Source organism: Chroococcidiopsis cubana SAG 39.79, from assembly GCF_003991895.1.
GTDB classification, from domain to species: Bacteria; Cyanobacteriota; Cyanobacteriia; order Cyanobacteriales; family Chroococcidiopsidaceae; genus Chroococcidiopsis; species Chroococcidiopsis thermalis.
The window spans coordinates 21,218-43,222 of the sequence record NZ_RSCK01000056.1; the positions used below are offsets into that span (position 1 = coordinate 21,218).

General features: G+C 44.4%; 22 protein-coding genes. 16 read left to right on the top strand and 6 right to left on the bottom strand.

The features are described 5' to 3' along the window. Nucleotides 1-221 precede the first annotated feature (221 nt). Together DSM107010_RS24985 and DSM107010_RS24990 are read left to right on the top strand one after the other, a co-directional pair. The gene (locus DSM107010_RS24985) at nucleotides 222-1,541 is read left to right on the top strand and encodes a 3-isopropylmalate dehydratase large subunit (RefSeq protein WP_015154158.1); all 1,320 of its coding nucleotides are present in this window, start codon (nucleotides 222-224) and stop codon (nucleotides 1,539-1,541) included. Nucleotides 1,542-1,651: 110 nt separating this feature from the next. Continuing rightward, entirely contained in the window at nucleotides 1,652-2,551 is a 900-nt protein-coding gene (locus DSM107010_RS24990; protein ID WP_015154159.1) for a hypothetical protein, read from the top strand. A 120-nt stretch (nucleotides 2,552-2,671) separates the two neighbouring features. On the opposite strand, the gene DSM107010_RS24995 is transcribed toward DSM107010_RS24990, so the two are convergent. Continuing rightward, nucleotides 2,672-3,649: a carbohydrate kinase family protein gene (locus tag DSM107010_RS24995; protein WP_041463004.1), complete on the bottom strand. Its 978-nt coding sequence runs from the start codon at nucleotides 3,647-3,649 to the stop codon at nucleotides 2,672-2,674. Between the two features lie 341 nt (nucleotides 3,650-3,990). Here DSM107010_RS24995 and pedR point away from each other — a divergent pair, with 341 nt between their 5' ends. The 8 genes from pedR (at nucleotide 3,991) to arsS (ending at nucleotide 9,910) form a co-directional block, all read left to right on the top strand. Beyond that, entirely contained in the window at nucleotides 3,991-4,266 is a 276-nt protein-coding gene (gene pedR / locus DSM107010_RS25000) for a photosynthetic electron transport-dependent transcriptional regulator PedR (protein ID WP_015154161.1), read from the top strand. A 117-nt stretch (nucleotides 4,267-4,383) separates the two neighbouring features. After that, nucleotides 4,384-5,046, top strand: a complete 663-nt coding sequence (locus tag DSM107010_RS25005) for a DUF6391 domain-containing protein (protein WP_127024174.1) — start codon at nucleotides 4,384-4,386, stop codon at nucleotides 5,044-5,046. 150 nt (nucleotides 5,047-5,196) lie between these two features. Further along, a complete protein-coding gene (locus DSM107010_RS25010) occupies nucleotides 5,197-5,571 on the top strand; it encodes a photosystem I reaction center subunit IV (protein ID WP_015154163.1) in 375 nt (124 codons plus the stop codon). A gap of 3 nt (nucleotides 5,572-5,574) precedes the next feature. Next, nucleotides 5,575-6,504, top strand: a complete 930-nt coding sequence (locus tag DSM107010_RS25015) for a DNA-formamidopyrimidine glycosylase (protein ID WP_106216020.1) — start codon at nucleotides 5,575-5,577, stop codon at nucleotides 6,502-6,504. Nucleotides 6,505-6,668: 164 nt separating this feature from the next. Beyond that, entirely contained in the window at nucleotides 6,669-6,884 is a 216-nt protein-coding gene (gene ndhO, locus DSM107010_RS25020) for an NAD(P)H-quinone oxidoreductase subunit O (RefSeq protein WP_015154165.1), read from the top strand. 247 nt (nucleotides 6,885-7,131) lie between these two features. Beyond that, on the top strand, nucleotides 7,132-7,674 hold the full coding sequence (locus tag DSM107010_RS25025; protein WP_015154166.1) for a hypothetical protein: 543 nt from the start codon (nucleotides 7,132-7,134) through the stop codon (nucleotides 7,672-7,674). 171 nt (nucleotides 7,675-7,845) lie between these two features. Beyond that, nucleotides 7,846-8,814 carry an arsenosugar biosynthesis arsenite methyltransferase ArsM gene (gene arsM / locus DSM107010_RS25030; RefSeq protein WP_106169817.1) on the top strand — a complete coding sequence of 323 codons (969 nt, stop codon included), beginning with the start codon at nucleotides 7,846-7,848 and terminating at the stop codon, nucleotides 8,812-8,814. A gap of 97 nt (nucleotides 8,815-8,911) precedes the next feature. Further along, on the top strand, nucleotides 8,912-9,910 hold the full coding sequence (gene arsS / locus DSM107010_RS25035; protein WP_106169820.1) for an arsenosugar biosynthesis radical SAM (seleno)protein ArsS: 999 nt from the start codon (nucleotides 8,912-8,914) through the stop codon (nucleotides 9,908-9,910). A gap of 66 nt (nucleotides 9,911-9,976) precedes the next feature. Here arsS and ispF read toward each other — a convergent pair whose 3' ends face one another. Continuing rightward, on the bottom strand, nucleotides 9,977-10,456 hold the full coding sequence (gene ispF, locus DSM107010_RS25040) for a 2-C-methyl-D-erythritol 2,4-cyclodiphosphate synthase (RefSeq protein WP_015154169.1): 480 nt from the start codon (nucleotides 10,454-10,456) through the stop codon (nucleotides 9,977-9,979). 186 nt (nucleotides 10,457-10,642) lie between these two features. Between ispF and DSM107010_RS25045 the strand changes: the two genes are divergently transcribed. The 3 genes from DSM107010_RS25045 (at nucleotide 10,643) to DSM107010_RS25055 (ending at nucleotide 14,574) form a co-directional block, all read left to right on the top strand. Next, nucleotides 10,643-11,491 carry a vWA domain-containing protein gene (locus tag DSM107010_RS25045; protein WP_015154170.1) on the top strand — a complete coding sequence of 283 codons (849 nt, stop codon included), beginning with the start codon at nucleotides 10,643-10,645 and terminating at the stop codon, nucleotides 11,489-11,491. Between the two features lie 18 nt (nucleotides 11,492-11,509). Beyond that, nucleotides 11,510-12,280 carry a hypothetical protein gene (locus DSM107010_RS25050; RefSeq protein ID WP_127024177.1) on the top strand — a complete coding sequence of 257 codons (771 nt, stop codon included), beginning with the start codon at nucleotides 11,510-11,512 and terminating at the stop codon, nucleotides 12,278-12,280. Between the two features lie 86 nt (nucleotides 12,281-12,366). Further along, nucleotides 12,367-14,574, top strand: a complete 2,208-nt coding sequence (locus DSM107010_RS25055) for a BUD32 family EKC/KEOPS complex subunit (RefSeq protein WP_106168298.1) — start codon at nucleotides 12,367-12,369, stop codon at nucleotides 14,572-14,574. A gap of 332 nt (nucleotides 14,575-14,906) precedes the next feature. Here DSM107010_RS25055 and DSM107010_RS25060 read toward each other — a convergent pair whose 3' ends face one another. Further along, nucleotides 14,907-15,554 (bottom strand): hypothetical protein, encoded by a 648-nt coding sequence (locus tag DSM107010_RS25060; protein ID WP_015154173.1) that lies wholly within the window; start codon nucleotides 15,552-15,554, stop codon nucleotides 14,907-14,909. Nucleotides 15,555-15,611: 57 nt separating this feature from the next. Next, nucleotides 15,612-16,091, bottom strand: coding sequence for a hypothetical protein (locus tag DSM107010_RS25065; protein ID WP_041462430.1), 480 nt, complete (start codon nucleotides 16,089-16,091; stop codon nucleotides 15,612-15,614). A 484-nt stretch (nucleotides 16,092-16,575) separates the two neighbouring features. On the opposite strand from DSM107010_RS25065, the gene DSM107010_RS25070 reads away from it, so the two are divergent. Beyond that, nucleotides 16,576-17,223, top strand: coding sequence for a hypothetical protein (locus DSM107010_RS25070; protein WP_106168296.1), 648 nt, complete (start codon nucleotides 16,576-16,578; stop codon nucleotides 17,221-17,223). Nucleotides 17,224-17,588: 365 nt separating this feature from the next. Next, nucleotides 17,589-18,038 (top strand): response regulator, encoded by a 450-nt coding sequence (locus DSM107010_RS25075; protein ID WP_106168295.1) that lies wholly within the window; start codon nucleotides 17,589-17,591, stop codon nucleotides 18,036-18,038. A gap of 225 nt (nucleotides 18,039-18,263) precedes the next feature. Here DSM107010_RS25075 and DSM107010_RS25080 read toward each other — a convergent pair whose 3' ends face one another. Both DSM107010_RS25080 and DSM107010_RS25085 read right to left on the bottom strand, forming a co-directional pair. Next, a complete protein-coding gene (locus DSM107010_RS25080; protein ID WP_015154178.1) occupies nucleotides 18,264-18,446 on the bottom strand; it encodes a hypothetical protein in 183 nt (60 codons plus the stop codon). 125 nt (nucleotides 18,447-18,571) lie between these two features. Next, on the bottom strand, nucleotides 18,572-19,990 hold the full coding sequence (locus DSM107010_RS25085; protein WP_106168294.1) for a 1-acyl-sn-glycerol-3-phosphate acyltransferase: 1,419 nt from the start codon (nucleotides 19,988-19,990) through the stop codon (nucleotides 18,572-18,574). A gap of 374 nt (nucleotides 19,991-20,364) precedes the next feature. Between DSM107010_RS25085 and DSM107010_RS25090 the strand changes: the two genes are divergently transcribed. Beyond that, nucleotides 20,365-22,005: non-ribosomal peptide synthetase (locus DSM107010_RS25090; protein WP_148125936.1), on the top strand; the 1,641-nt coding region annotated here is incomplete at its 3' end.

Sequence of the window (22,005 nt, forward strand, 5' to 3'; positions counted from 1 at the left end):
TATGTAGATCCCCCCTAGCCCCGCTTGATAAGGGGGGTTGAGGGGATCTCATGTAAAAGGGGGCATTAATCTCCATCAGCAACAGCCAGAAATTCAACTACATTTGCAACCAAGCAAGACCTTTTGCTGTATCTTTTTGCTGTATCTTTAAAACGCAACCGCCGATCGCGAAGTAGCATAGATCCTGTAGATATGTGTCGGAAGAGAGGAATGCGATCGCTATGGGGATGACCCTGACAGAAAAAATCTTAGCTAAAGCCTCCGGTCGAAACGCGGTCGAACCAGGGGAAAATATCTGGGTGGATGTTGACTTGTTGATGACACACGATGTTTGTGGACCTGGAACTATCGGTGTCTTCAAGCGCGAGTTTGGTGCAGATACAAAAGTATGGAACCCTGAAAAGATCGTCCTCATCCCAGACCACTACATCTTTACCGCCGACGAACGCGCCAATCGCAACGTAGATATTCTACGCGATTTCGCCCACGAACAAGGAATTAAATACTTCTACGACATCACCGATCGCAGCAATTTTAAAGCTAACCCAGATTATAAAGGGGTCTGTCACATTGCCCTCGCCCAAGAAGGGCATACCCGCCCCGGAGAAGTCTTATTTGGGACTGACTCCCATACTTGTAATGCTGGCGCTTTCGGTCAATTTGCTACAGGAATTGGTAATACCGATGCAGCATTTATTATGGGTACGGGCAAGTTACTGATTAAAGTTCCTGCCACAATGCGATTCGTCCTCGATGGCGAAATGCCCAATTACTTATTGGCAAAAGACCTGATTTTGCACATTATTGGCGATATTAGCGTTGCTGGAGCCAACTATCGGACGATGGAATTTGCTGGGGAAACCGTCAGCCGCATGACAATGGAAGACCGCATGACCCTGTGTAATATGGCGATCGAAGCTGGGGGTAAAAATGGGACGATCGCGGCTGATGATACCACTTTCGAGTACGTCCGCGCCCGTACCGATAAACCATTCGAGCCAGTCTACACCGACTCCGATGCCAAATTCTACAGCGATCGCCGTTACGATGTCTCGCAGTTAGAGCCAGTTGTCGCTCAACCCCACTCTCCAGATAATCGCGCCTTGGCACGAGAATGCAGCGATGTCAAGATCGATCGCGTGTACATTGGTTCCTGCACAGGGGGTAAAACTGAAGACTTTATCCACGCCGCCCATATTCTCAAAGGACAGCAAGTCAAAGTACCTACCTACCTCGTACCTGCGACGCAAAAAGTTTACAACGACTTGTTTACACTCAAATACGAAGGGCAGACTCTATCAGAAATCTTCCTGCAAGCTGGATGTATCGAACCCACTGCGCCCTCCTGCGCAGCATGTTTAGGGGGACCAAAAGATACTTTCGGGCGGATGAACAAGCCAGAGGTTTGCGTTTCTACGACTAATCGTAATTTCCCTGGTCGCATGGGTGATAAGTCAGCACAAATTTATCTCGCTTCCCCCTACACCGCCGCCGCTTCTGCCTTGACGGGTTACGTCACCGATCCGAGAGAGTTTTTGTAAGTCGTAAGTTGTAAGTCGTAAGTCGTAAGTTAAGATTCTGTCTCTTACCTCTTACTACTTACTTCTTGCCTATTACCCATTACCCATTACCGTTATCAGGAAAAATTACAATGAATTTGCGAAATTTAGTTAGAACCTATAATTATTTGAGTCCGCAGCAAAAGATTGTGATGGCGATCGCGGCAGTTTTAGGTGGTGGAGTCTTGCTGTGCATTCCTTTATTATCGCTACAGCCATCTCGTCCACCTGCTGTGAGTACAGGTGGTGCTGTTGGTAATCCAAACGGCGGACAAAATCCTTCAGGGGAAAACAACGCCGAACCGAGTCAAGTCGCACCCCTTGACACTGCAAATCCCATCGATCTCCCTGCTGATAGCAGTGCTGGAACTGGATTGGGTAGCGACTCTGCTTTTGGTGGAACTAGTACAAACTCCTCTAGTAGCGGTGGTAGTAGTACTCTAGATACCACAGATCCGCTAGATGAAAGAGTCGCAAATCAACGGCGATCGCCTGCGTCGTTGAACGATTCTTTATCCAATAATGTAGACAACCCTTACTCTCAATCGACAATGGGTCGATACCAGTCTCCTACTAGCATCAGCAACAGTCCCTATAGTGCTAGTCCTGGCAGTAGTAGTAATTTATCAACTGCCTACGGTCGTGGTGCTGGTGGCTCGTCTACATCTTCATCATCGTCCCGATTATCTAATCTCGAACCTGCTAAAGGCAACAACTTTACCTATCTCAACCCCTTCAGCCCGAATAGCGGTAATGGAACGACAGGCGCTAATTCCAACGCGACAAACCTTCCTGGTAATACCTCAGCAATTCCCAGTCAAAGCGCGATCGCTCCTAGCGGCTTGGGTGGTAATAGTAATGGCATGAATGCTTCTCCTCGCAATGGTTCTAGCAGTGTTGCTCCACAAACATCTGCTCCCACCAGCCAGCAAAATCCTTCCTTCCCAACCCCTTCTTCCCCAGGCAACACTCAGTCAGCGCCAAATCCTTGAGGAAGGGAGCAGGGGAAGAGAGCTGAGGGAGCTGAGGGAGCAAGACAATTCGCAATTCACAACTCGCAATTAATTCCGAATTCCGAATTCCGAATTCCGAATTCTCCCCACACCACTTTCTTACTCCTCATTCCTTGTTAAAAAAGCTTCCACTTCTGCGGCGGTGGGTTGGGCGGCGATCGCGCCTGGTTTGGTTGTCGTCAGCGCCCCTGCCGCACTAGCATAGGTGACAACCTGTTTGGCAATTGCGGCATCAGCGAGGCTGTGAATACCCCGTTGACATAACTGGTGGACGAAGCCAGCTACAAAGCTGTCACCCGCACCAGTGGTTTCGACGACAGGCACGGAAAAACTAGGGGCTTTGCCTTCATTTTCAGACAAGCAGTAAGCGCAACCATTTTCTCCATCCGTGATCAGCACTCCTTCGACGGTATTGAGGCGATAGGCGATCGCTCCTGGATCGGCTGTTTGGAACAGCAAGAGTGCTTCTTCTTTGGAAAGTTTGAGAAAATCGACTTGCGGTACGATTTCTAAGATTGTTGCTACAGCTTTATCGGGATCTTGCCAAAATACAGGTCGCCAGTTGACATCTAGCAAAATTTTGGCGTTGTATTGGTCTGCGAGTTGTAAAGCGCGACGGACGCTAGCACCACTCTCGGGATAAGCAAGTTCTAAAGTTCCCAGTACGAGAAAATCAGCGTCCTCAAATAGGGATACAGGCAAAGCAGACGCTTGTAGATGCGTATCGGCAAATTCTGCCGTGTCGTAGTCGGCAAAACCTGCAAAAATGCGATCGCCCGACTCAGTGCGGGTAACATAGATTTGCCTTGTTGGTGCTGTGGGATGGCGTTGAATCCCCGTTGTATCGACTCCTACAGTTTGCAGTAACTCTACTAAGGTATTTCCTGGTTCATCTTTACCCACACAGCCAATGAAACTAGAAGTTGTACCGAGCTTGACCAAAGCACAGGCGACATTAGCAGGTGCGCCACCAGGATAGGGTGTCCAAGACTCAACTTGTTCGAGCGATCGCCCTAGTTGATCGGCAATCAGATCGAACAGAATTTCACCCAAGCACAGCACGCGAGAATTACTCATTCCAGCCAGCATTTAATGAATGTACGACTTTACCATTACCCTACAACAGAAACAGTTGTCAGTTATCAGTGGCTAGTGACTGGTGACTAGTGACTAGACCGAAACTAAGAATCTGGTTCTACCAGCCACTAGCCGCTAGCCACTCACTACTTCTTCTTTAAGTAACAAATATTACTTAATTAAGCTTTACTAAATTTATTACAGTTCTCTTTTTGCTCCAATGTCAGCTTATAGAGCAAAAATACTAGTCAAACTTCTAAAACGATAGAGGATCGTCACTAGAAGAATCCTCTAGAATTGAAAGAGGAGCGTGAGTAGATCTACTAAGGAAAAAATACTTCATGGCTGGTGGCGAGTCTCAAAACCCTGTTTCCCTGTCAGAAAGAGAGCTACAAATCATCGATTTGGTAGCTGCTGGCTTGACCAATCAGGAAATAGCAGAAAAGTTGGAAATCAGCAAGCGTACTGTTGACAATCACATTAGTAATATTTTGACCAAAACAGCTACAGAAAATCGCGTATCTTTGGTACGATGGGCTTTACAGTGGGGAAAAGTCTGTCTTAACGATGTTAACTGCTGCCCTTTACCCGTGAGTGGCGATCGCGAAGTTTTCTAGCAATTAAATTTTCTAACAATAGTCGAGTCGCGAAATTTCGCGGCTCGACTGCTTTAAAGTAGTAAGCGCTAGATTAAGAGAAAAGTCTCCGATCGGGCTGCTACTAGCGGTGTTGGTATGAACAATTTCGCCCCAGACAACGTTTTTGAATCGTTAATCCCTTGGTTCAATTTTGGGGAGAATATTCCTCAACCTACCCAAGACGCGGATTTAGTCAAGCATCTTCCCTTTGTTCCCGGGTTGAAAGAACTGTTGATGCTGAGGCAAGTTCATGCACTAGAACACGCTACAGTTTGGCTCTTAAGCCAGTCAGGGCGATCGCCATATCCTCGTTTTTCGTCCCAGCAAACAGACAACGAATCGTTAGGCGGTCTATCTACTGAACGAGGCTTTTACATTTACGGTCAGGTGAATAAAATCAAACTACAGCGGGCAGTGCTGGCTGCCCTTCAGCGTCTTACCAATGGAGAGTGGAATTTAGCCTTGCATCCCCGTTGCGGTACGAATGTGTCGGTAGGATTGTTGCTAGGCTTGGGACTAGTCATGGGTATGCATCTGTTGTTACCGCGATCGCCGATCGAGCAGATGTTGGGGTTAGGAGTAGCAGCAACAGCCGCCGCCAATTTAACTCCCGAACTGGGAATGCTAGCACAGCGCCATGTCACGACAGCTATCCCCTTCAATTTGGAAATAGTTAATATCGCAGATGTTCGCGACGAAACCGGACGCACTGCCCACTTCGTCCAAGTTCGCTGGCGGGAATTAGTTATTAGTGACTAGTGACTAGTGGCTGGTGACTAGTCACTCACGAATGACCAATGACCGCTTTAGATAAATAACTTAACAGTTGATTGTGAGATTACCAAAACATTGTATCTTGATGCTATTAACCCGCTCGATTAGCAATTATCTATAACAGGGAAGATACTCATGGTTGAACGTGGTTCTAAGGTGCGGATCTTAAGAAGAGAATCCTACTGGTATCAAGATGTTGGTCTTGTTGCTTCTGTTGACAAAAGCGGCATCAAGTATCCAGTCATCGTTCGCTTTGATAAAGTGAACTATGCTGGCGTAAATACTAACAACTTTGCTGATTTTGAACTTCTAGAAATAGAAAAACCAAAAGCTAAAGCGAAGAAGGCTACGCCTGTGGCTTCTGGTGGTCAGCAAACTCCAATTCAGGAAGATATCCGCAAAACAGGACAAGCTGGACAATCTACAGCTAAAGGTGCTGCCGTACAAGAATCCGGTAGTAGCGATCCACTGGTAGAAGGTGGTGGCAATCAGGGAACTGAAAAACGATAAATCGTGCCTGAATTGCCAGAGGTAGAAACAGTTCGACGGGGTGCAAATCAAGTCACCCTGAATCGAGAAATTACGGGTGGGGATGTGTTGCTCGATCGCACCATCGCCTACCCGTTTTCTGTGGCAGATTTTCTCAACGGGATCTCGGGAAAAGCGATCGCCCAATGGCATCGACGCGGGAAGTATCTGCTGGCAGAGTTAGTCAAAGGGAGCAGGGAGCAGGGAGCAATTCCAAGTTGCAAGTCGCAAGTCGCAAGTCGCAAGTCACAACTAATCCCAAATTCCGAATTCCGAATTCCGAATTCCGAATTTCTTGGTGTTCACTTACGAATGACTGGACAGCTGTTATGGCTTCCACAGGACGAGCCTTTACACAAACATACGCGAGTCCGATTGTTTTTGGCTGAGAATTGGGAATTGCGCTTCGTCGATCAACGCACTTTCGGACAGATGTGGTGGGTTCCTCCAGAACGAGCGGTTGAATCAGTCGTGACGGGATTAGCAACATTGGGTCCCGATCCGTTTTCTTCAGATTTTTCTGTGGAATATTTTGCGACAAAATTGCGCGATCGCCGTCGTCCGATCAAAAATGCCTTATTAGACCAATCAATCGTTGCAGGAATCGGTAACATCTACGCTGATGAAGCGCTGTTTCGCGCTGGCGTGCAACCCCAGACCTTATGTGCGGATTTGCGATCGCCACAAATATCGCGCCTGCGAACCGCCATTCTTGAAGTGTTAGAAGCGAGTATCAACGCTGGTGGCACGACTTTTAGTAATTTTCTCAACGTTCAAGGCGTTAACGGTAATTATGGCGGTGTAGCTTGGGTTTATAACCGATCGGGCAAACCCTGCCGCATCTGCAATACTCCCATACTAAAACTACGTTTAGCTGGGCGATCGGCTCACTTCTGTCCGCAATGCCAGAAATGAGGGGCGAGGGAATTCGGAATTCGGAATTCGGAATAGGGAATTAATATCAATTCCCTATTCCCTATTTCTTATTCCCTGCTCCCTACTCCCTACTCCCTGCTCCCTGCTCCCTGATAACTGTAAAATGCGAAAAGAAATAGTTTAGCAATCTGAAAGAGCAGCATATGGCGATTAAAAGAGGGGATATGGTTCGTGCCGTGCGCGAACAGCTAGAAAATAGCCTAGAAGCACAAGCTAGCGATTCTCGCTTTCCCAGCTATATTTTTGAAACCAAAGGAGAGGTTTTAGATATTAAAGGTGACTATGCGTTAGTCGTATTTGGACATGTACCAACTCCGAATATTTGGTTGCGAGTCGATCAACTAGAGTCATTCAAGTAATTTAAAAGAGATCTCCCAACTGAGATAAAAACAGGGCTTTAAATTCCCCCCTTTTTCATGGAAGTTAGGGGGGATCGAGATCTGAAGCTTCAAGTGCGTAAATTATCAAGGAGACAAAACTGTAGTTTCAGGGTTACACCAGGGGTTATACTCAGTTAGCTAATTCTCTGGCGGATTGTAAAAAGGCGATCGCTTTTTGACAATCTTTAGGATTAGTTGTAACTGAATTTAAGAAACTTTAAACTAAATGACAAATATTTCGGCTGATACCCGCATTCCTTTTCCATGTCACCTTGTCTATGCTACATACCGAGATAAGCTGAACGATCTCATTCCCTACATGCACAACGTGCGATCGGTTCAAATCAAATCTCGGCGCGAAGAAAATGGCAAAGTTTACACCATAAATGAATGGCATGGTGGCGGTGAAATTCCTGCCGCAGCTAGAGCAATTCTCAGCGAAGATATGCTGTCTTGGACGGAATACAATACCTGGGATGAATCAAATCTGACGCTGGAATGGCAAATCAAAACTCATGCTTTCACAGAAGCCGTACATTGTGGTGGGAAAAATCAATTCATTGCTGAGGGCGATACAACTTTAATTCAGAGTCGGGGAGCAATGAGTATCGATCCGCATCAGATGAAGGGAGTGCCTTGGTTTCTGACTGGGACTATAGCCCATGTGGTTGAGGATTTTTTAGGTAAAAAAATCGAACCTAATTTATTACAAATGAGCGAAGGCGTGCGTCATTTTTTAGAACAAGCAACAAAAAATCGATCGCTTTGACACGGATTTTCTCTAACTTCTGTGCTTGGGCGATCGCCAGCTTATCTCTGCTGCGTCAAGATGTCAACCGCTACTTCTTTATGAGGATTCGCGAGAGTAAAAATCCGCTAGAGTAGAACACAGTGCCAAAGAATACGCCATATTCATCTCGGCATTTTACTCCAGCTGACAATGAGTTATTTAGAGACAACAGCAAAGTTTTACTCCGAAGTCGCAGAAACACCCCAAATCGGTCTATGCTGCGTGCAAAGCAGTCCCCTGCAACTACCCGGACTCAAAATTCCCCTGGCAATGCAGGAAATGAACTACGGTTGCGGTACAACTGTCCACCCTACCGAACTAGCTAACCAGCCGACAGTACTATATGTAGGCGTTGGTGGTGGTTTAGAGGCATTACAATTCGCTTATTTTTCTCGCCGTCCTGGTGCTGTGATTGCTGTCGATCCAGTTGCAGCCATGCGCGAAGCAGCTACACGGAACCTACAAGCTGCTGTGACAGAAAATCCTTGGTTCGATCCTAGTTTCGTCGAAATTCGGGCAGGTGATGCTTTTAATCTTCCCGTACCAGATACCTCTGTGGATGTAGTAGCGCAGAACTGTCTGTTTAATATATTTGAGCCAGATGATTTAACTCTTGCCTTAAAAGAAGCTTGGCGAGTGCTAAAACCAGGCGGACGCTTGCAAATGAGCGATCCAATCGCCACTCGTCCGATTCCAGTACACCTGCAACAAGATGAAAGACTGCGGGCGATGTGTCTGTCAGGCGCACTTACATATGATGAGTATACTCAGACGATCGTAGATGCTGGTTTTGGACAAGTTGAAATTCGGGCGCGTCGTCCCTATCGGTTGTTAGATTGTCATACATACAACCTGGAAGAAAATTTGCTTTTAGAAAGCCTCGATTCTGTATCTTTCAAAGTGCCAATCCCAGATGATGGAGCCTGTATTTTTACAGGAAAAACAGCCATTTATGCTGGTACAGAATCCTTTTTTGATGACTCAGCCGGACACGTACTTCAACAAGGAATTCCAGCCGCAGTCTGCGATAAAACAGCAGCCAAACTCGCTGCTTTGATGCCAACTGAAGTTATAGTGACTAATTCAACTTGGCACTATACTGGGGGCGGATGTTGTTAGTTAATAGTTAATAGTTGATGGTTGATGGTTGATGGTTGAGATGAATCGAAAATTGACCATTGACTATCGATCGCAAAAGAAAAGTACCGATCAAATCATGATTCAAACATCAATTACACCTTTCGCCCGTAAATTAAAAACGCCTTTAACTAAAAGTCAAATCAAAGTTTTACAAATAAATTTAGGTAAGCGCTGTAACCTGGCTTGCACTCATTGTCATGTTGAGGCAAGTCCAAAACGAACAGAGGAACTTTCACCCGTAATTTGCAGTCAATTAATTCAAGTTATCGAACGATTTCCTGAAATTCAAATTGTTGATTTAACTGGTGGCGCTCCAGAAATGAATTACGGTTTTAAACCTATAGTTGAAGCCGCACGCCAACATGGTAAGCAAGTTATTGTTAGATCTAATTTAACGATTTACTTTGAACCTGGTTTTGAAGATTTGCCAGAATATTGCACTCGACATCAAACGAGAATCGTTGCTTCACTCCCCTGCTATATGGCTACCAATGTGGATAAAATGCGAGGACAAGGAGTTTTCGACGCTTCGATCGCAGCAATACAAACCCTAAATCGGTTGGGTTATGGTAAAGAGCCTGAATTAATTCTCGACTTGGTATATAATCCTCAACTACCAGTCAGCGATCGCTTCTCTCTGACTCCCGACCAACATAAGCTAGAAAAGGATTATAAAATCTTTTTGCAAGAACATTTTGGAATCACATTCAATAACTTATTTACAATTACTAATTTACCAGTAGGGCGCACGCTGCTACACCTACAAAGAAAAAAACTGTACGCTTCATACTTGGAATTTCTAGAGTCTAATTTTAATCCGAATACAGTCGAACACTTAATGTGTCGGGACGAACTTTCTGTAGATTATTTAGGGAATATCTACGACTGTGATTTTAATCAAATGATGAATTTACCTGCCAAAACTCGTGCTGGGGAAACTTTAACAGTAGCGAAAATTTTGGCAGCAGGGACTTTAGACGTAATCGATGAAATTCAAACCGCACCCTATTGTTACGGCTGCACGGCTGGGAGCGGTTCCAGTTGTGGTGGAGCGTTGACAGAGAGCAGGGAGTAGGGAGCAGGGACCAGGGAGAATTACTTTTGAGTTTTGACTTTTAACTTTTGACTTTTGACTTCTGCCTTACTGCACCAGTAAAGCCACAGCATAGGCGCAGATCCCTTCCTCGCGTCCTTCGGGACCTAATTTTTCGTTGGTAGTCGCTTTGATGCCGATTTGTTCTGGCTCCACTTGCAGAACGGTGGCAAGGCGATCGCGCATGGCTGTAATATGAGGTTTTAGTTTTGGGCGTTCTGCTACGACTACGGAATCGATATTACCAATTTGCCAACCCCTTTCTTGAATCAATTGGTTGACTTTACTCAGCAGTACCAAACTATCTGCACCTTTCCATTGCGGATCGGACGGGGGGAAATACAAGCCAATATCTCCCAGACTCAGCGCCCCCAGCATGGCATCCATAATTGCATGGGTGAGTACGTCAGCATCGCTATGTCCTAACAATCCCAATTCATGCGGAATTTCTACCCCTCCCAAAATTAAACGGCGTTCTGTAGTTAGTTGGTGGATGTCGTAGCCGTTACCGATGCGAATTTTTTGCATAGAATGAATCTCCTGTGAATATATGTAATTGAGTTGTTAATTATTGGCAATACAACTTTAAAACTTTGCGATCGCCAAAAAGAGATTTTAGATCGCCAACACTAATCTACCAGGCGCAGTCAGTCATTTAGCCAAGTTGGGAGATTTTGTATAATCGCTCCCACAAATCTTTGGGACTTAACTGCTATGTCTTACACCCAAGAAATTAGTCGCGCCACGCCGGGATACCTAGTCATCCTGATCGATCAATCTTTCTCTATGTGCTATCCGTTTGGTTCCGCAGGCACGAAATCGAAAGAATGCGCTAAGGCTGTGAATCGGGTATTGCGCGAGACAGTCTTAGCTTGTACTGATGGCGAGGACATTAAAAATAGCTGCGACATCTCAGTATTGGGCTATGGCAAGCTAAAAGATGCAGCCGTCAATGCTTTTTCGGGAACATTAGCCGCGAAACCAGTTGTCACCATTCAAGAACTGACTGAAAATTGCTTGCGAGTCGAAACTATCAAAAGAAAAGTATCGGATGGAGCAGGCGGATTAGTAGAAATCGACGACCAATTTCCGATCTGGATCGAACCTGCGGCGGTGGGAGAAACTCCTATGACAGAAGCATTTGAAATGGCGCATCAATTAGTCCAAGACTGGATTGAAACGCATCCCTCTAGCTTTCCCCCTGTTGTAATTAATATTACCGATGGTGAAGCCGACTCCTTACCCACAACCCGCAAAGCAGCTGAGGCACTCGCTGGACTAGAAACGGATGATGGCAAGACTTTGTTACTCAACGCTCATATCTCTGGCAATGCAGCACAAGAAGTCGTCCTTCCCGCTGCTCCCACCCAGTTACCCAAGGGAGATAGTTACGCTCAATTTTTATTTGAAACTTCTAGCGAATTGCCCCCAAATATGCTCGAACGAGCTGCGGCATCTGGGTTGAATCCAACTCCATATGCTAAAGGTTTTGTGTATAATGCCAAACTCGAAACCCTGATTCAACTATTAGAAATAGGAACAAAAGCAGAATTTCGCGGGTAGATTATCTACCTAAATTCAATGTCTTATGAAATCCGCTATTTCTCTCTACCTAAAGTTGGCGAACTAGAGCAAAACATTCAAGATCGCTTTGAGAACAGCCCCGATGGTAGTTTAGTAGCTCTAGCAGACGGGGCTAGTACTTCGCTATACCCGCAAAAATGGGCGGAGATTCTCGTCAAATCTTTTTGTCATGTAGCAGAAAACCCGATTGAGAGTATCCGGCGATCGCATGAGGATTGGTTGCAGCCATCTCAAGAAATTTGGCGACAATATTACTTAACTAAACTTCAATCTCCTAATCGTAAATGGTGGCAAGGAGGCTCAGAAATTAAAAATCGCGGCTCAGCTACTTTTTTGGGGTTGCAACTACAAAACTTAGAGCTACAAAACTTAGAGCATTATGCCAAAAATCAATGGCAAGCTGTAGCCGTAGGAGATACTTGTTTATTCAAACTAGAGCAGGAAACTGACAATCTACTCACCTTCCCTCTGACCGCTGCACGAGATTTTAAAGGCACAACGCTCTGTTTTGAAAGTTTACCGGAATACACTTCATTTCCGCCTCAATTTGCCGCAGGATGGTATGAGTACGGAGATATCTTTTTACTAGCAACAGATGCCTTATCTCAATGGCTTATATCAGATTATGAAGCCCAAGGAGAAGACTGGAAAAAAGCGTTTCAATTTCACCAACAGCAGGATTTCTATCGCTTTATCAACAAACTCAGACAACAAAAACTGATTAAAAATGATGATACGACATTAGTAGTAATAAAAGTGAGTAGCTAGCGGCTAGTGGCTAGTAGTAGAATTCTTCAGCTAGTCGCTAGTCACCAGCCACTAGTCACTGATAACTGATAACTGACAACTGAATTATGAAATATCCCAGTCGTTCGGAATACTGTAGCGCAATTCGCAATCCTCAATTTGCCTTTCGTAAAAAAGATCCTCAAACCAAAATTGAGCGCGATTTGGATGCAAGCTTGGTCGCGGGAAAAGCCGTAGAAAGAATTAAGCCTGATGGAACTAAAGATATTTGGTCGGCGGCTGGAAGTTTCGCGATCGCTTTTAAATTTGAAACTTCATCACCTCGCAAACTTTGGGCAGTGAGATGTTTCTACCGGAGTAACTTTGAGGTCAAAAATCACTATAAACAGGCTTTAACCCGATTAAAAAATAGTTCATGTCGAAATTATTTTGTAGATTCTACCTTTTTAGAAGCAGGAATTAGAGTACAAGGCGATTGCTACCCAATCTTGAAAATGGAATGGGTAGAAGGGGAAAATTTAAAAAAGTTTATTAAAGCAAATCTTGGGAAAAGAAATGTTTTACTCTCTTTGGCAGAGCGATGGCGTGAATTATGTAAAAACTTATACGATGCTGGTATTGCTCACGGCGATCTGCAACATGGTAATGTTTTGGTAGTTAAATCTTTTCAACAGTTTTCGCTCAAACTCATTGATTATGACAGTCTCTACTTTTCAGAAGATCGCCACTCAGTTGATGATAATATCAAAGGATTGTCTGATTACCAACACCCTTTGCGAAAATCTTTAGAAAAAAGATGTTTGGAAATTGATTTTTTCCCTCAATTAGCAATCTATTTATCTATTTTGGCTTTGGCAGAAGATAAAAAACTTTGGGAAGTTTATCAACTAGATGCTAGAGAAGGGTTGCTATTTTCACGGTCAGATTTTCAAAATCCTGATACAGGGGATATTTTCAAATATTTAGCTCAATTCTGCGATCCGATTCCAGAATTGACAAGAAAGATGAAGCAGATTTGCCGATTTAAAGAGTTTAAAAATATCCCCAGTTTAGAAACAGTTCTCTCCACCGAACAGTGGGTAGAATCGCATCATAAAAATTCAGTCGAGCGGCATTCTAGTTCTAGTCAACTGCTCAATTCGATTGTTTCTTGGTTGAAGGAAAGATCCCCCCAACCCACGCCACTTTGCTCAACGGAGGACACCTCCGCACGCAAGTGGCTCCCCTTAAAAAGGGGGGCTATGAGAGCATCTCCTGGAGTCGCTCGGGCGATCGATCGCCCTTTGTTAGCAGTGGGAGAATCTCCTGAAGCGCAAGGAGAAGATCGATTAGAAACAGTAGTGAAAATAACTGCGCTTTCAAGTGAAATTCAACCAGTTCAGCCTTTAGCTACATCTCCAAAAAAGATAGGAGGATGGGACCCGCGATCGCTTAAGTCAGACTATACAAAATACATCAAACCAGTTAGTTCAATTCATAACAGTAATACAAAAATATCGTCAATTCCTACTCAGTTTGGAACTTTGGTGAAGCAAAAAACAGAGAAACTTCTGAACTGGTTAAATAGTACAAAAGATAATTTCTTGAAAGCCTGTCATTCACTTTTGAGAAATTTAGGCTTGCAGTTGCAAAACTTGAAGTCAACAATTGTGCAGGCGATCGCACCTATATTCAATCGGTTGAAACAAATAAATCGAGTTCAAATTCCAACAAACCCTATCATTCATCAACCAAAAATCATCGATAAACGCAATGGAGGACAAGAGGAAAGCAAAATTTCTGACTTGAGTTACGTTACTACTGCATCAACTGAATTAGCAAATCCATCTGTTCCTAAAATCGATTGCGCTCAAACCTCCGTCCAGTTACAACCGTCCCAGCCAAAAACCCAAACAACTGCCCAAGTCGCCGCCCAACTGGGGTGTTCTTTGAGTTGGTGTCACGCTCAACGCTACCAGCATCCAGACCGATTCTTAGCTGACATTCACTACTACAAAGATACAGCGGGAATCGTGCATTGGATGGAAGCGGGAATCGAGCAATTATGTTGTCTAAAATCAGAAAAAAGTTTGAAATCACAAAAAAAATTATCTGATATTCCGGCAAACTCTTTACCAACAAAAGAAGTCAGTCGTCGTCTAGGAGTTTCACCAGAATGGCTGACCAAAACCAAAGCCAAACATGCCTCCGACTTTGCGATCGACATTCACTATCACACCGATGCAAGAAAAAGGTACTATTGGACTCCGACAGGTATTCAGTTATTACAAAAACTGCTCGACGAGCAAAAACCGCTTGTAGTAGATGGTTACTAACTGGGAGAACAATACGTCATGTGTGGCGGCTTTAGCAATACAAAAGGGAGAAAATATGATGCGATCGCCATCTACTCGATTATCTAAAATTTGGCTTGTTATCTCATATTCGGTTGATTGACCCTAAATTTTGTAAGGGCGGGTTTATTGAGATATTGGTACTATGTCTGAAAATCTCTGTGAAAACCCGCCCCTACGATTTATCTCATATCCGGTTGATTGACCGTAAATTCTGTAAGGGCGGGTTTATTGAGATATTGGTACTATGTCTGAAAATCTCTATGAAAACCCGCCCCTACGGTGATATGGTTATTTGAACGGACGTGATGTTACTACCACAATCCTCGGCGATCTGCGGGGTCGCCGTAGGGGTCTTCGCTAGCGGGACGAACGTTCCCGTACTGCCCGTAATCCGCTGGATCGCCGTAGGGGTCTTCGCTAGCGGGGCGAACGTTCCCGTACTGTCCGTAATCTGCCGATCTACCACCACCCATCATCTTCTTGGCAGCAATCGCTGCAATCCCAGCCATCGCTGCTTTTGCTAATGGATTGCTAAATAAGTTACCACCTCTTTGACCACCCATCATAGCTCCCGTAGCACCACCCATTAGCTGACCGAGTAGGTCTGGTTGTTGCTGATGAATATTACCCGTTGCGCGGGCGAGATAGTTGGGGTCTTGGAGGCGATCGTCTATGCCATCTTGGTTAAGGTCGGGAAAATCGTAGTTTTGCCCCCGCGCCTGCTGCTGAAGATATTGACCAAACTGCATCCGTTCTTGCGGAGACATGCGGCTAAAGGCTTCTTGTGCGGACTCTTGGTAAATATCAGGAGGTACGTGTCTGGATACTTGTTGATATCGATTATAAACTTCGTCGTCTGAATAGCCTTCGTGCGGTAAACCCTGTTCGTATCGATTCACGAAGTCTCTGTAGTCTCGCTCTCCATCCTGACCGCCAAACATATTTTGTAAAAAGTTCATTTTTCCTTCCTACTGTTTTATTTCACTTGCTGTTCTATACCTTTGCTGCCGCGAGTGTCACAATGCTGGCGCTGGCTGCAAGTCGGTCAAATCGCGACCCGTCGATCTGTTGTTATATCCTTGGAAGTCGCGGTACTGCCTCGCCTCCGATTCTGGAACTCGAATTCCCTCTGGTGGCGGCGTGACCCAATGAGGACGACCTTGAGCATCGCGATAATAAATTCTCCCGTTTTTGGAAAGGTAGTATTGTCCTTGCGGTCCTTGTCCTTTCCTATTTTTATGCTGATTGTAGATGTAGTAGAGTGCAGCAGCCCCACCCAAAATCGCGATTTTTTGTCCTGTAGACAGTCCCTTTCTTGCTTGGGGTTGGTTTGAAGGATAGGTTTGCGTTCTACCAACATTATCTGCAACAGGAGGCGGAGGTGCAGACGTGTTCGGACTGCCACCACAAGCATTAAGAATTGGCAATGTCAGTAATGCCGTTAACACCAGTGCCATTATCTGCGTCCACTTCCGGCGGGGGTGGATTTTTTCCATAGACTTTCTGTTTCTCCCGATCTAGCTAGACTGTACCGAGGGATATAGCAGTTTTGTAAATTCGCGCTGTTGGAAAAATTCTTGTTTGAGCAATGTTTGCAACACTATTTACAAACAGATTGCCTCAACAACGCAACTGCAATATTTCGTTCATCATGATTCAATAATTGGGGTAAGCCATCCTGCCAGCGATAGAAGTAGTAACTGCTACCGTATCAATCGAAATACGTACTGAAGTGGGGAATTAAAACTACGTCGCGACTTACTTTCATATAAGTCAATATTCTTGCCCAAATGCACTGTGCAATCTAGCACAAAGCCTTGCTAGCAAGATCTTTTATAGAAAAATTGAATAATTCTATAGGGATATTTCTACTGATAGATAGCAAAGTTATAGATTTCAATTTAAATTTAAAAATACATCCCTATTACATAAAAAGAAATAAGCATTAAGTTCTAAGGGATCGAGGAAGTAAATTAGAATATGGCATACGTCAATAGACCAACTAACGATGCTGTTTCTGAACGCACCGTTACCAACACTCCCGTTGTCGATTACCACGATCGCATTCGCTGGGGTCCAATTATTTCAGGTATCGTAATTGCAATAGCAACTCAGTTGATTTTAAGTGCTTTATTTGCAGCGATTGGCGCAACCAGCATTGCGGGTTCTGGCGCACCAAGAACAAACGCTGCTGATGTTGCTGGTAACGTGGGAATTTGGTCGGCTATTGGTTTGTTAATTTCTTTGTTAATTGGTGGTTGGGTGACAGCTCGTGGCTGTGGACCAATGAATCGCAGTACAGCTCTACTTAACGGTGCAATTCTTTGGGCGACTACTTTAGCTCTTAGCTCTTGGCTAGTAACATCTGGAGTCACGGGAGCTTTTGGTTTGGCAGCTTCTGCTGCTTCCAATGCGGCTGGAGTCATATCTAACCAAGTCCAAGGGGTTAATCCGCAAAACCTACCTAATATCAGTGCAGAACAAGCTCGTGATATTGCTAATGCTACTGCTAGAAGCTTGTGGTGGTTCGTATTTGGTTCGTTACTGGGTTTAATTGCCTCGCTGATTGGTGCTGTTGTTGGAGCGCGTAGCCCTCGGAAAACTTATGTAGAGTCTAGTGTGAGATAGGAAAAATAGTAGACATAAAAGTTCCTATTGCAATTCGTATAGACCTTCCGTGAGAGCAATGAATTAAAAAAGTCAATTTGAGTGAAGGTTGATAAGTTCGCAGGTGCGGACTTATTTTTTTAAGTATAGTTACGAGCTGATTTGCCAAAATTGGGTTACTACCCCAAGGTGGCGATCGCCCTGCTCCATCGCTCTATTATTAAAATAATCTTAATTTATCCTCAGATCGCTTTGGAACAAGAGGTATATTAAGTTTTGTTGGTAAGTAATTATAGCTATTGAATCATAGCGGAATTTAAATATCAAAGACCGTAGTTTAATAAAGCCTGTTTTTAACAAATTAAATTTATCTAGATTTTCATCTGATGGACTTATCTACTCGTTTTGAAAAGAACGGTACTAAAAATATTCTTGTCTGCGATGACGTTTACGACCACGCCTTGTTACTCCAGGTTATCTTGGAGGCTGAAGGTTATGAAGTTATACTTGCAGACTCGGGAGCAGCAGCGATCGCCCAGATAGAACGAGCAAAGCCTGACCTAGTTTTACTCGATCTGATGATGCCAGGAATAGATGGGATGGAAGTCGCGCGCTGTATGCGTCAAAATTATCGCAACGATCGCATACCAGTTATTCTAGTTGCACCTAGTCGTCGCGATTCTATTTCGGTTGAATGTCAGAAGTTAGTGAGTGGAATAGTCCACAAGCCAATTGAGTGGGAGGAATTAATTCCACAAGTAGAAGCGATCTTTGCTTCCCCGTTTCCTCTGAGTAGTCAAAGAAATTCCCGCAGCTTCTCTGTTATTTGTCAGTAAATCGAAAAAAATAAAACGGTACAATGCTTCGCAGCGGCGTAGAAGCATAGGAGCGTGGCTTAAACGCCTAGACATGCTATCAAAAGTGCTGCTCTTCGTTGTAGAACAAGACTTCCGCTAAAAGTGCTAAGCCCATCAGAACAATAAAGCAGAACACAAAAAACCAAAATAGTCCCAATCCCATCATGGCGATCGCCTCCAACCAAGCTCGTAACTTACCTGGTTCTATTGCTCAAGCAGAGTCAACACCCACACGAGGATAACAACGGTAAACGGTACTACAGCCAAAAGAAATAAAATTTTTGGTGTCAGCCTGGGATTGTGCATGACCGGGCTTAGAGTTGCTCGGACAGATTTATCCCAAAAATCAGAATTCCAGAACTTAGAATGTGAGTCTTGCTCTGCCATCTCCTCCTCCTTGACTTTAGAAGAGATATATCTTTAAATTACCGATATTTTTCAGAGACGACTCGTGTTGAAATAAAAAGTAAAAATTGAAGGAGCGATCGCCTTGAGGAGATTTAAGCAGCAGGTTAGATCGTTTGTTCTAAAGCAGTTTGCAGATCTCTTGTCAGATCTGTAATAGCTTGCTTAGCACTGCGACGACTAGTTTGATATGTTTGCCAACGATCTGAAACTGAAATTGGTTCGCCTACTGTCATTTGTACTGATTGCTTACCCAGTCGAGGACGACGAACGGTACTACTACCTTTAATTCGGGCGATCGTTTCCCACATTAACAAAGTTGTTTCGGCAAACCGCTCGATCGTCGGTTTCTCTCGAACGTACTTGCCCGTGACGGCGACAAAATTTTCTACGAGTCGCATGTGCCACATTCTCAGGTTAGCTTCCTGGGCAATGCGATCGGCTAATCCTCGCTCTACAGGAGACAGGGCTTCTACTTGCTTAATATCTTCTCGATAAATCCAATCCCAGCCCGCTTGTTCCAAACGACGACAGCGTTCGATCGTGCTACCTTGAGGTTGGAAGTGGAAATACTGCTCTGCTACTTGCAATGCCGCATCCATGAGTGCCTGCAACCGCGCTGCAAAATCTCGTTCGGAACTAGATCGTTTTAATCCTGAAGTATTTTCTACTGACACTGTATCGGTAGCAATTGCATTAACTGAAATTGGCAATGTTTGACGGTAAAACCGAGTGTAAAATTCTTCCATCAAGGACAGCAGGTGTTCGCCTAATCGATAAAGTCGTTGGTAGAGCAGGGCTTCATCCATTGAGGCAATTTTTTCTTTTCCCCCCCCTTGCTTCAAACCACTATCTGCTTCCAATTCGCTCAATAACTTTTCTATAGGTTGCCAAGCAGGTTGAACGTAGGAATACTTAATTCCAATTGGCACGATGAAAACTTGTTCGGCGCGTCCAGCCTTCAGCAAATCTTCAACGCCCCAAAATCCTAACTGAGCGATTCCAGGTTCCAAAGGACTAACTATTTCACCGTGTCCGTTAGTGGCTCCTTCTGGAGCGACTGCCATGGGAAAACTGCCGTTGACGAACAAATTTCGAGCTGTTCGCAACCCGAGCCGATCGACCTTGCCTCGATGAATGGGAATGCCACCCAAGTTGGAAAATAACCAACTCACATGCGCTCCCGCCCACAAAGGAATACCGCGATCGTAGAGAAAATGTGCGTGAATTGGACGTGGCAGCGATATTTGCTGTTGGCGTGCTACCTGTGGGACTAGACGATGCAGCAGGTATGCCATACAAAATGGATCGTCAGGGCTGGGATGCCGGAACGCCATGATAAAACGAGTTTTACCAGCCCCAAAAGCGCGATAAAGATCGACTAACACTTCTGTATTCTCTGCTTGAATGTGAGTAATCGCTGTTTGCGATCGTAGCAGGACAGGTAACAGCAGTTGAGTTCCCCGCAGAACAAAGGGATTGAGAGCTGGAGGAATAAATTCTAGCGAAGGTTGGGCGCGAACCATTAACAAACCTTTGAAGTCCCACTTGCTTTTATGCTAAACCATTCGTGCTGAAAGTTAAGTTGAGTAGCTGAAGTCAAAAGAGTTGATACTTCCTAATGTTGCCGAATACGGGCGATCGCGCATCCTATTCTTACTGTTTGAGCAGAAAACATACAACGCATACATCAAGTTATACATATTCCTGAACGCGATCGCTAACAATCGGTTTGCATACTGTTATAAGTAGCGTACAGAGCAACAAGCACCGAGTGACAAGCAATAAATAAATGTCTAAGTCCCACTTTCGATTATACCCGAACTTCGTAAATTTTTCATTTTAATACAGCATTTTAAAAATAGACAGACCAAGTAAACAACATAGTAAAGAAAGTATTATGTTCACTAAAAAAGATTTTGAGCAATCGGTTTCGATCCAGTCTTCTCTCACCTACTGGAAACAACAATTAGCAGGTTTACCACCTTTGTTATCACTCCCTACAGATCGACCGCGACGCACAGATCGAACTTATCGAGGTAGTTCTCAATCGTTTGTGCTGTCTCGGAAACTAACAACCGCACTCAGCTTGTTCAGCAGACAGGAAGGTGTCACCTTATTTACAACTTTATTAGCGGCATTGAATACTTTGCTTTACCGCTATACAGGTACGGAAGATATCGTAGTAGGTTCCCCTGTTGTTAAACAGAATTATTCATCAATAGACTTAACTTTTATTAATGCTCTAGTTCTTCGCACAAATTTGTCTGGAAACCCTAGTTTTCAGCAACTACTAGAGCGAGTACGAGCAGTTATTTTGTCAGCACAAAATCATCAAATTGTACCTCTCTCAGTCTTGATATCAAAATTACAGATGGAGGTAGATCCAAGTTATTCACCTCTATTCCAGGTAACATTGACCTTTAACGAAAATGTTTTTTTACAAGACATCGAACTTTCTAGCTTAGCTACAAGTCTTTGGGGAATAGAAGATAACACAGCAAAGGCGGATCTAGCTTTATTGATAGAACAAAATAGTAATGGATTAAGGGGAAGGTGGTTATATAACGCTAGTTTATTTGATTCAGACACAATTGAACGGATGAACGGTCATTTTCAGACTTTACTAGCAAGTATAGTTGCTAACGCACAACAGCCCATTTCTGAATTATCTCTATTAAATCCACAAGAGCAACAGCAGCTACTTGTAGAATTGAATAATACTCAGACAGACTATCCCCGAGATAAATGCATCCATCAGTTATTTGAGCAGCAGGTAGTACAAAATCCAAAAGGGGTTGCTGCAATTTTTGAAGATCGACATTTGACATACGCAGAGTTGAATGCCAAAGCCAATCAACTAGCTCGTTATTTACAACAACAAGGCGTAGGTCCCGATGTTCTCGTAGGGTTGCACGTAGAGCGATCGCTCTTAATGATGGTGGCGTTGCTAGGAATCCACAAGGCAGGCGGTGCTTACGTTCCCCTCGATCCAGACTTTCCACCAGAGCGCATCAGCTTCATGTTGCAGGACTCTCAAGCTCCGGTTATCGTCACACAGCAAAAGTTAATTAGCAATTTGGTTGTCGAGCCACATGTCAATGTTATCCCCATCGATACGATGTGGGACGAGATTGAGCAACAGGCGATCGCCAATCCCGATAGTGGCGTGAAGCCAGAAAACTTGAGCTACGTTATCTATACCTCTGGTTCTACAGGTAAGCCCAAGGGTGTGATGGTAGAACACCGCAACGTAGTTAACTTCTTTACTGGAATGGATGGAGTTATCGAACATAACCCACCTGGAGTCTGGTTAGCAGTCACGAGTTTGTCCTTTGATATTTCGGTCTTAGAGCTATTTTGGACACTGGTACGGGGGTTTAAGGTCGTCATCTACAATGCCAAGAAAGAGCGTACCGCTGCCAAGCCGTTATCGCTCCAAAATGCAGACGTGCCAGTTAACACCGATCTAGTCTTGTCCCAACTGCCACTACTCGATCGCGTGAAGGAGCAGTCCAATCTGCCTATGACTGAAGTTGCA

Bases quoted from the DNA above. Each gene is read 5' to 3' on its own strand.
- DSM107010_RS24985 (WP_015154158.1), top strand. From the start codon at position 222: ATGGGGATGACCCTGACAGAAAAAATCTTAGCTAAAGCCTCCGGTCGA.
- DSM107010_RS24990 (WP_015154159.1), top strand. From the start codon at position 1,652: ATGAATTTGCGAAATTTAGTTAGAACCTATAATTATTTGAGTCCGCAG.
- DSM107010_RS24995 (WP_041463004.1), bottom strand. From the start codon at position 3,649: ATGAGTAATTCTCGCGTGCTGTGCTTGGGTGAAATTCTGTTCGATCTG.
- pedR (WP_015154161.1), top strand. From the start codon at position 3,991: ATGGCTGGTGGCGAGTCTCAAAACCCTGTTTCCCTGTCAGAAAGAGAG.
- DSM107010_RS25005 (WP_127024174.1), top strand. From the start codon at position 4,384: ATGAACAATTTCGCCCCAGACAACGTTTTTGAATCGTTAATCCCTTGG.
- DSM107010_RS25010 (WP_015154163.1), top strand. From the start codon at position 5,197: ATGGTTGAACGTGGTTCTAAGGTGCGGATCTTAAGAAGAGAATCCTAC.
- ndhO (WP_015154165.1), top strand. From the start codon at position 6,669: ATGGCGATTAAAAGAGGGGATATGGTTCGTGCCGTGCGCGAACAGCTA.
- DSM107010_RS25025 (WP_015154166.1), top strand. From the start codon at position 7,132: ATGACAAATATTTCGGCTGATACCCGCATTCCTTTTCCATGTCACCTT.
- arsM (WP_106169817.1), top strand. From the start codon at position 7,846: ATGAGTTATTTAGAGACAACAGCAAAGTTTTACTCCGAAGTCGCAGAA.
- arsS (WP_106169820.1), top strand. From the start codon at position 8,912: ATGATTCAAACATCAATTACACCTTTCGCCCGTAAATTAAAAACGCCT.
- ispF (WP_015154169.1), bottom strand. From the start codon at position 10,456: ATGCAAAAAATTCGCATCGGTAACGGCTACGACATCCACCAACTAACT.
- DSM107010_RS25045 (WP_015154170.1), top strand. From the start codon at position 10,643: ATGTCTTACACCCAAGAAATTAGTCGCGCCACGCCGGGATACCTAGTC.
- DSM107010_RS25050 (WP_127024177.1), top strand. From the start codon at position 11,510: ATGTCTTATGAAATCCGCTATTTCTCTCTACCTAAAGTTGGCGAACTA.
- DSM107010_RS25055 (WP_106168298.1), top strand. From the start codon at position 12,367: ATGAAATATCCCAGTCGTTCGGAATACTGTAGCGCAATTCGCAATCCT.
- DSM107010_RS25060 (WP_015154173.1), bottom strand. From the start codon at position 15,554: ATGAACTTTTTACAAAATATGTTTGGCGGTCAGGATGGAGAGCGAGAC.
- DSM107010_RS25065 (WP_041462430.1), bottom strand. From the start codon at position 16,091: ATGGAAAAAATCCACCCCCGCCGGAAGTGGACGCAGATAATGGCACTG.
- DSM107010_RS25070 (WP_106168296.1), top strand. From the start codon at position 16,576: ATGGCATACGTCAATAGACCAACTAACGATGCTGTTTCTGAACGCACC.
- DSM107010_RS25075 (WP_106168295.1), top strand. From the start codon at position 17,589: ATGGACTTATCTACTCGTTTTGAAAAGAACGGTACTAAAAATATTCTT.
- DSM107010_RS25080 (WP_015154178.1), bottom strand. From the start codon at position 18,446: ATGGCAGAGCAAGACTCACATTCTAAGTTCTGGAATTCTGATTTTTGG.
- DSM107010_RS25085 (WP_106168294.1), bottom strand. From the start codon at position 19,990: ATGGTTCGCGCCCAACCTTCGCTAGAATTTATTCCTCCAGCTCTCAAT.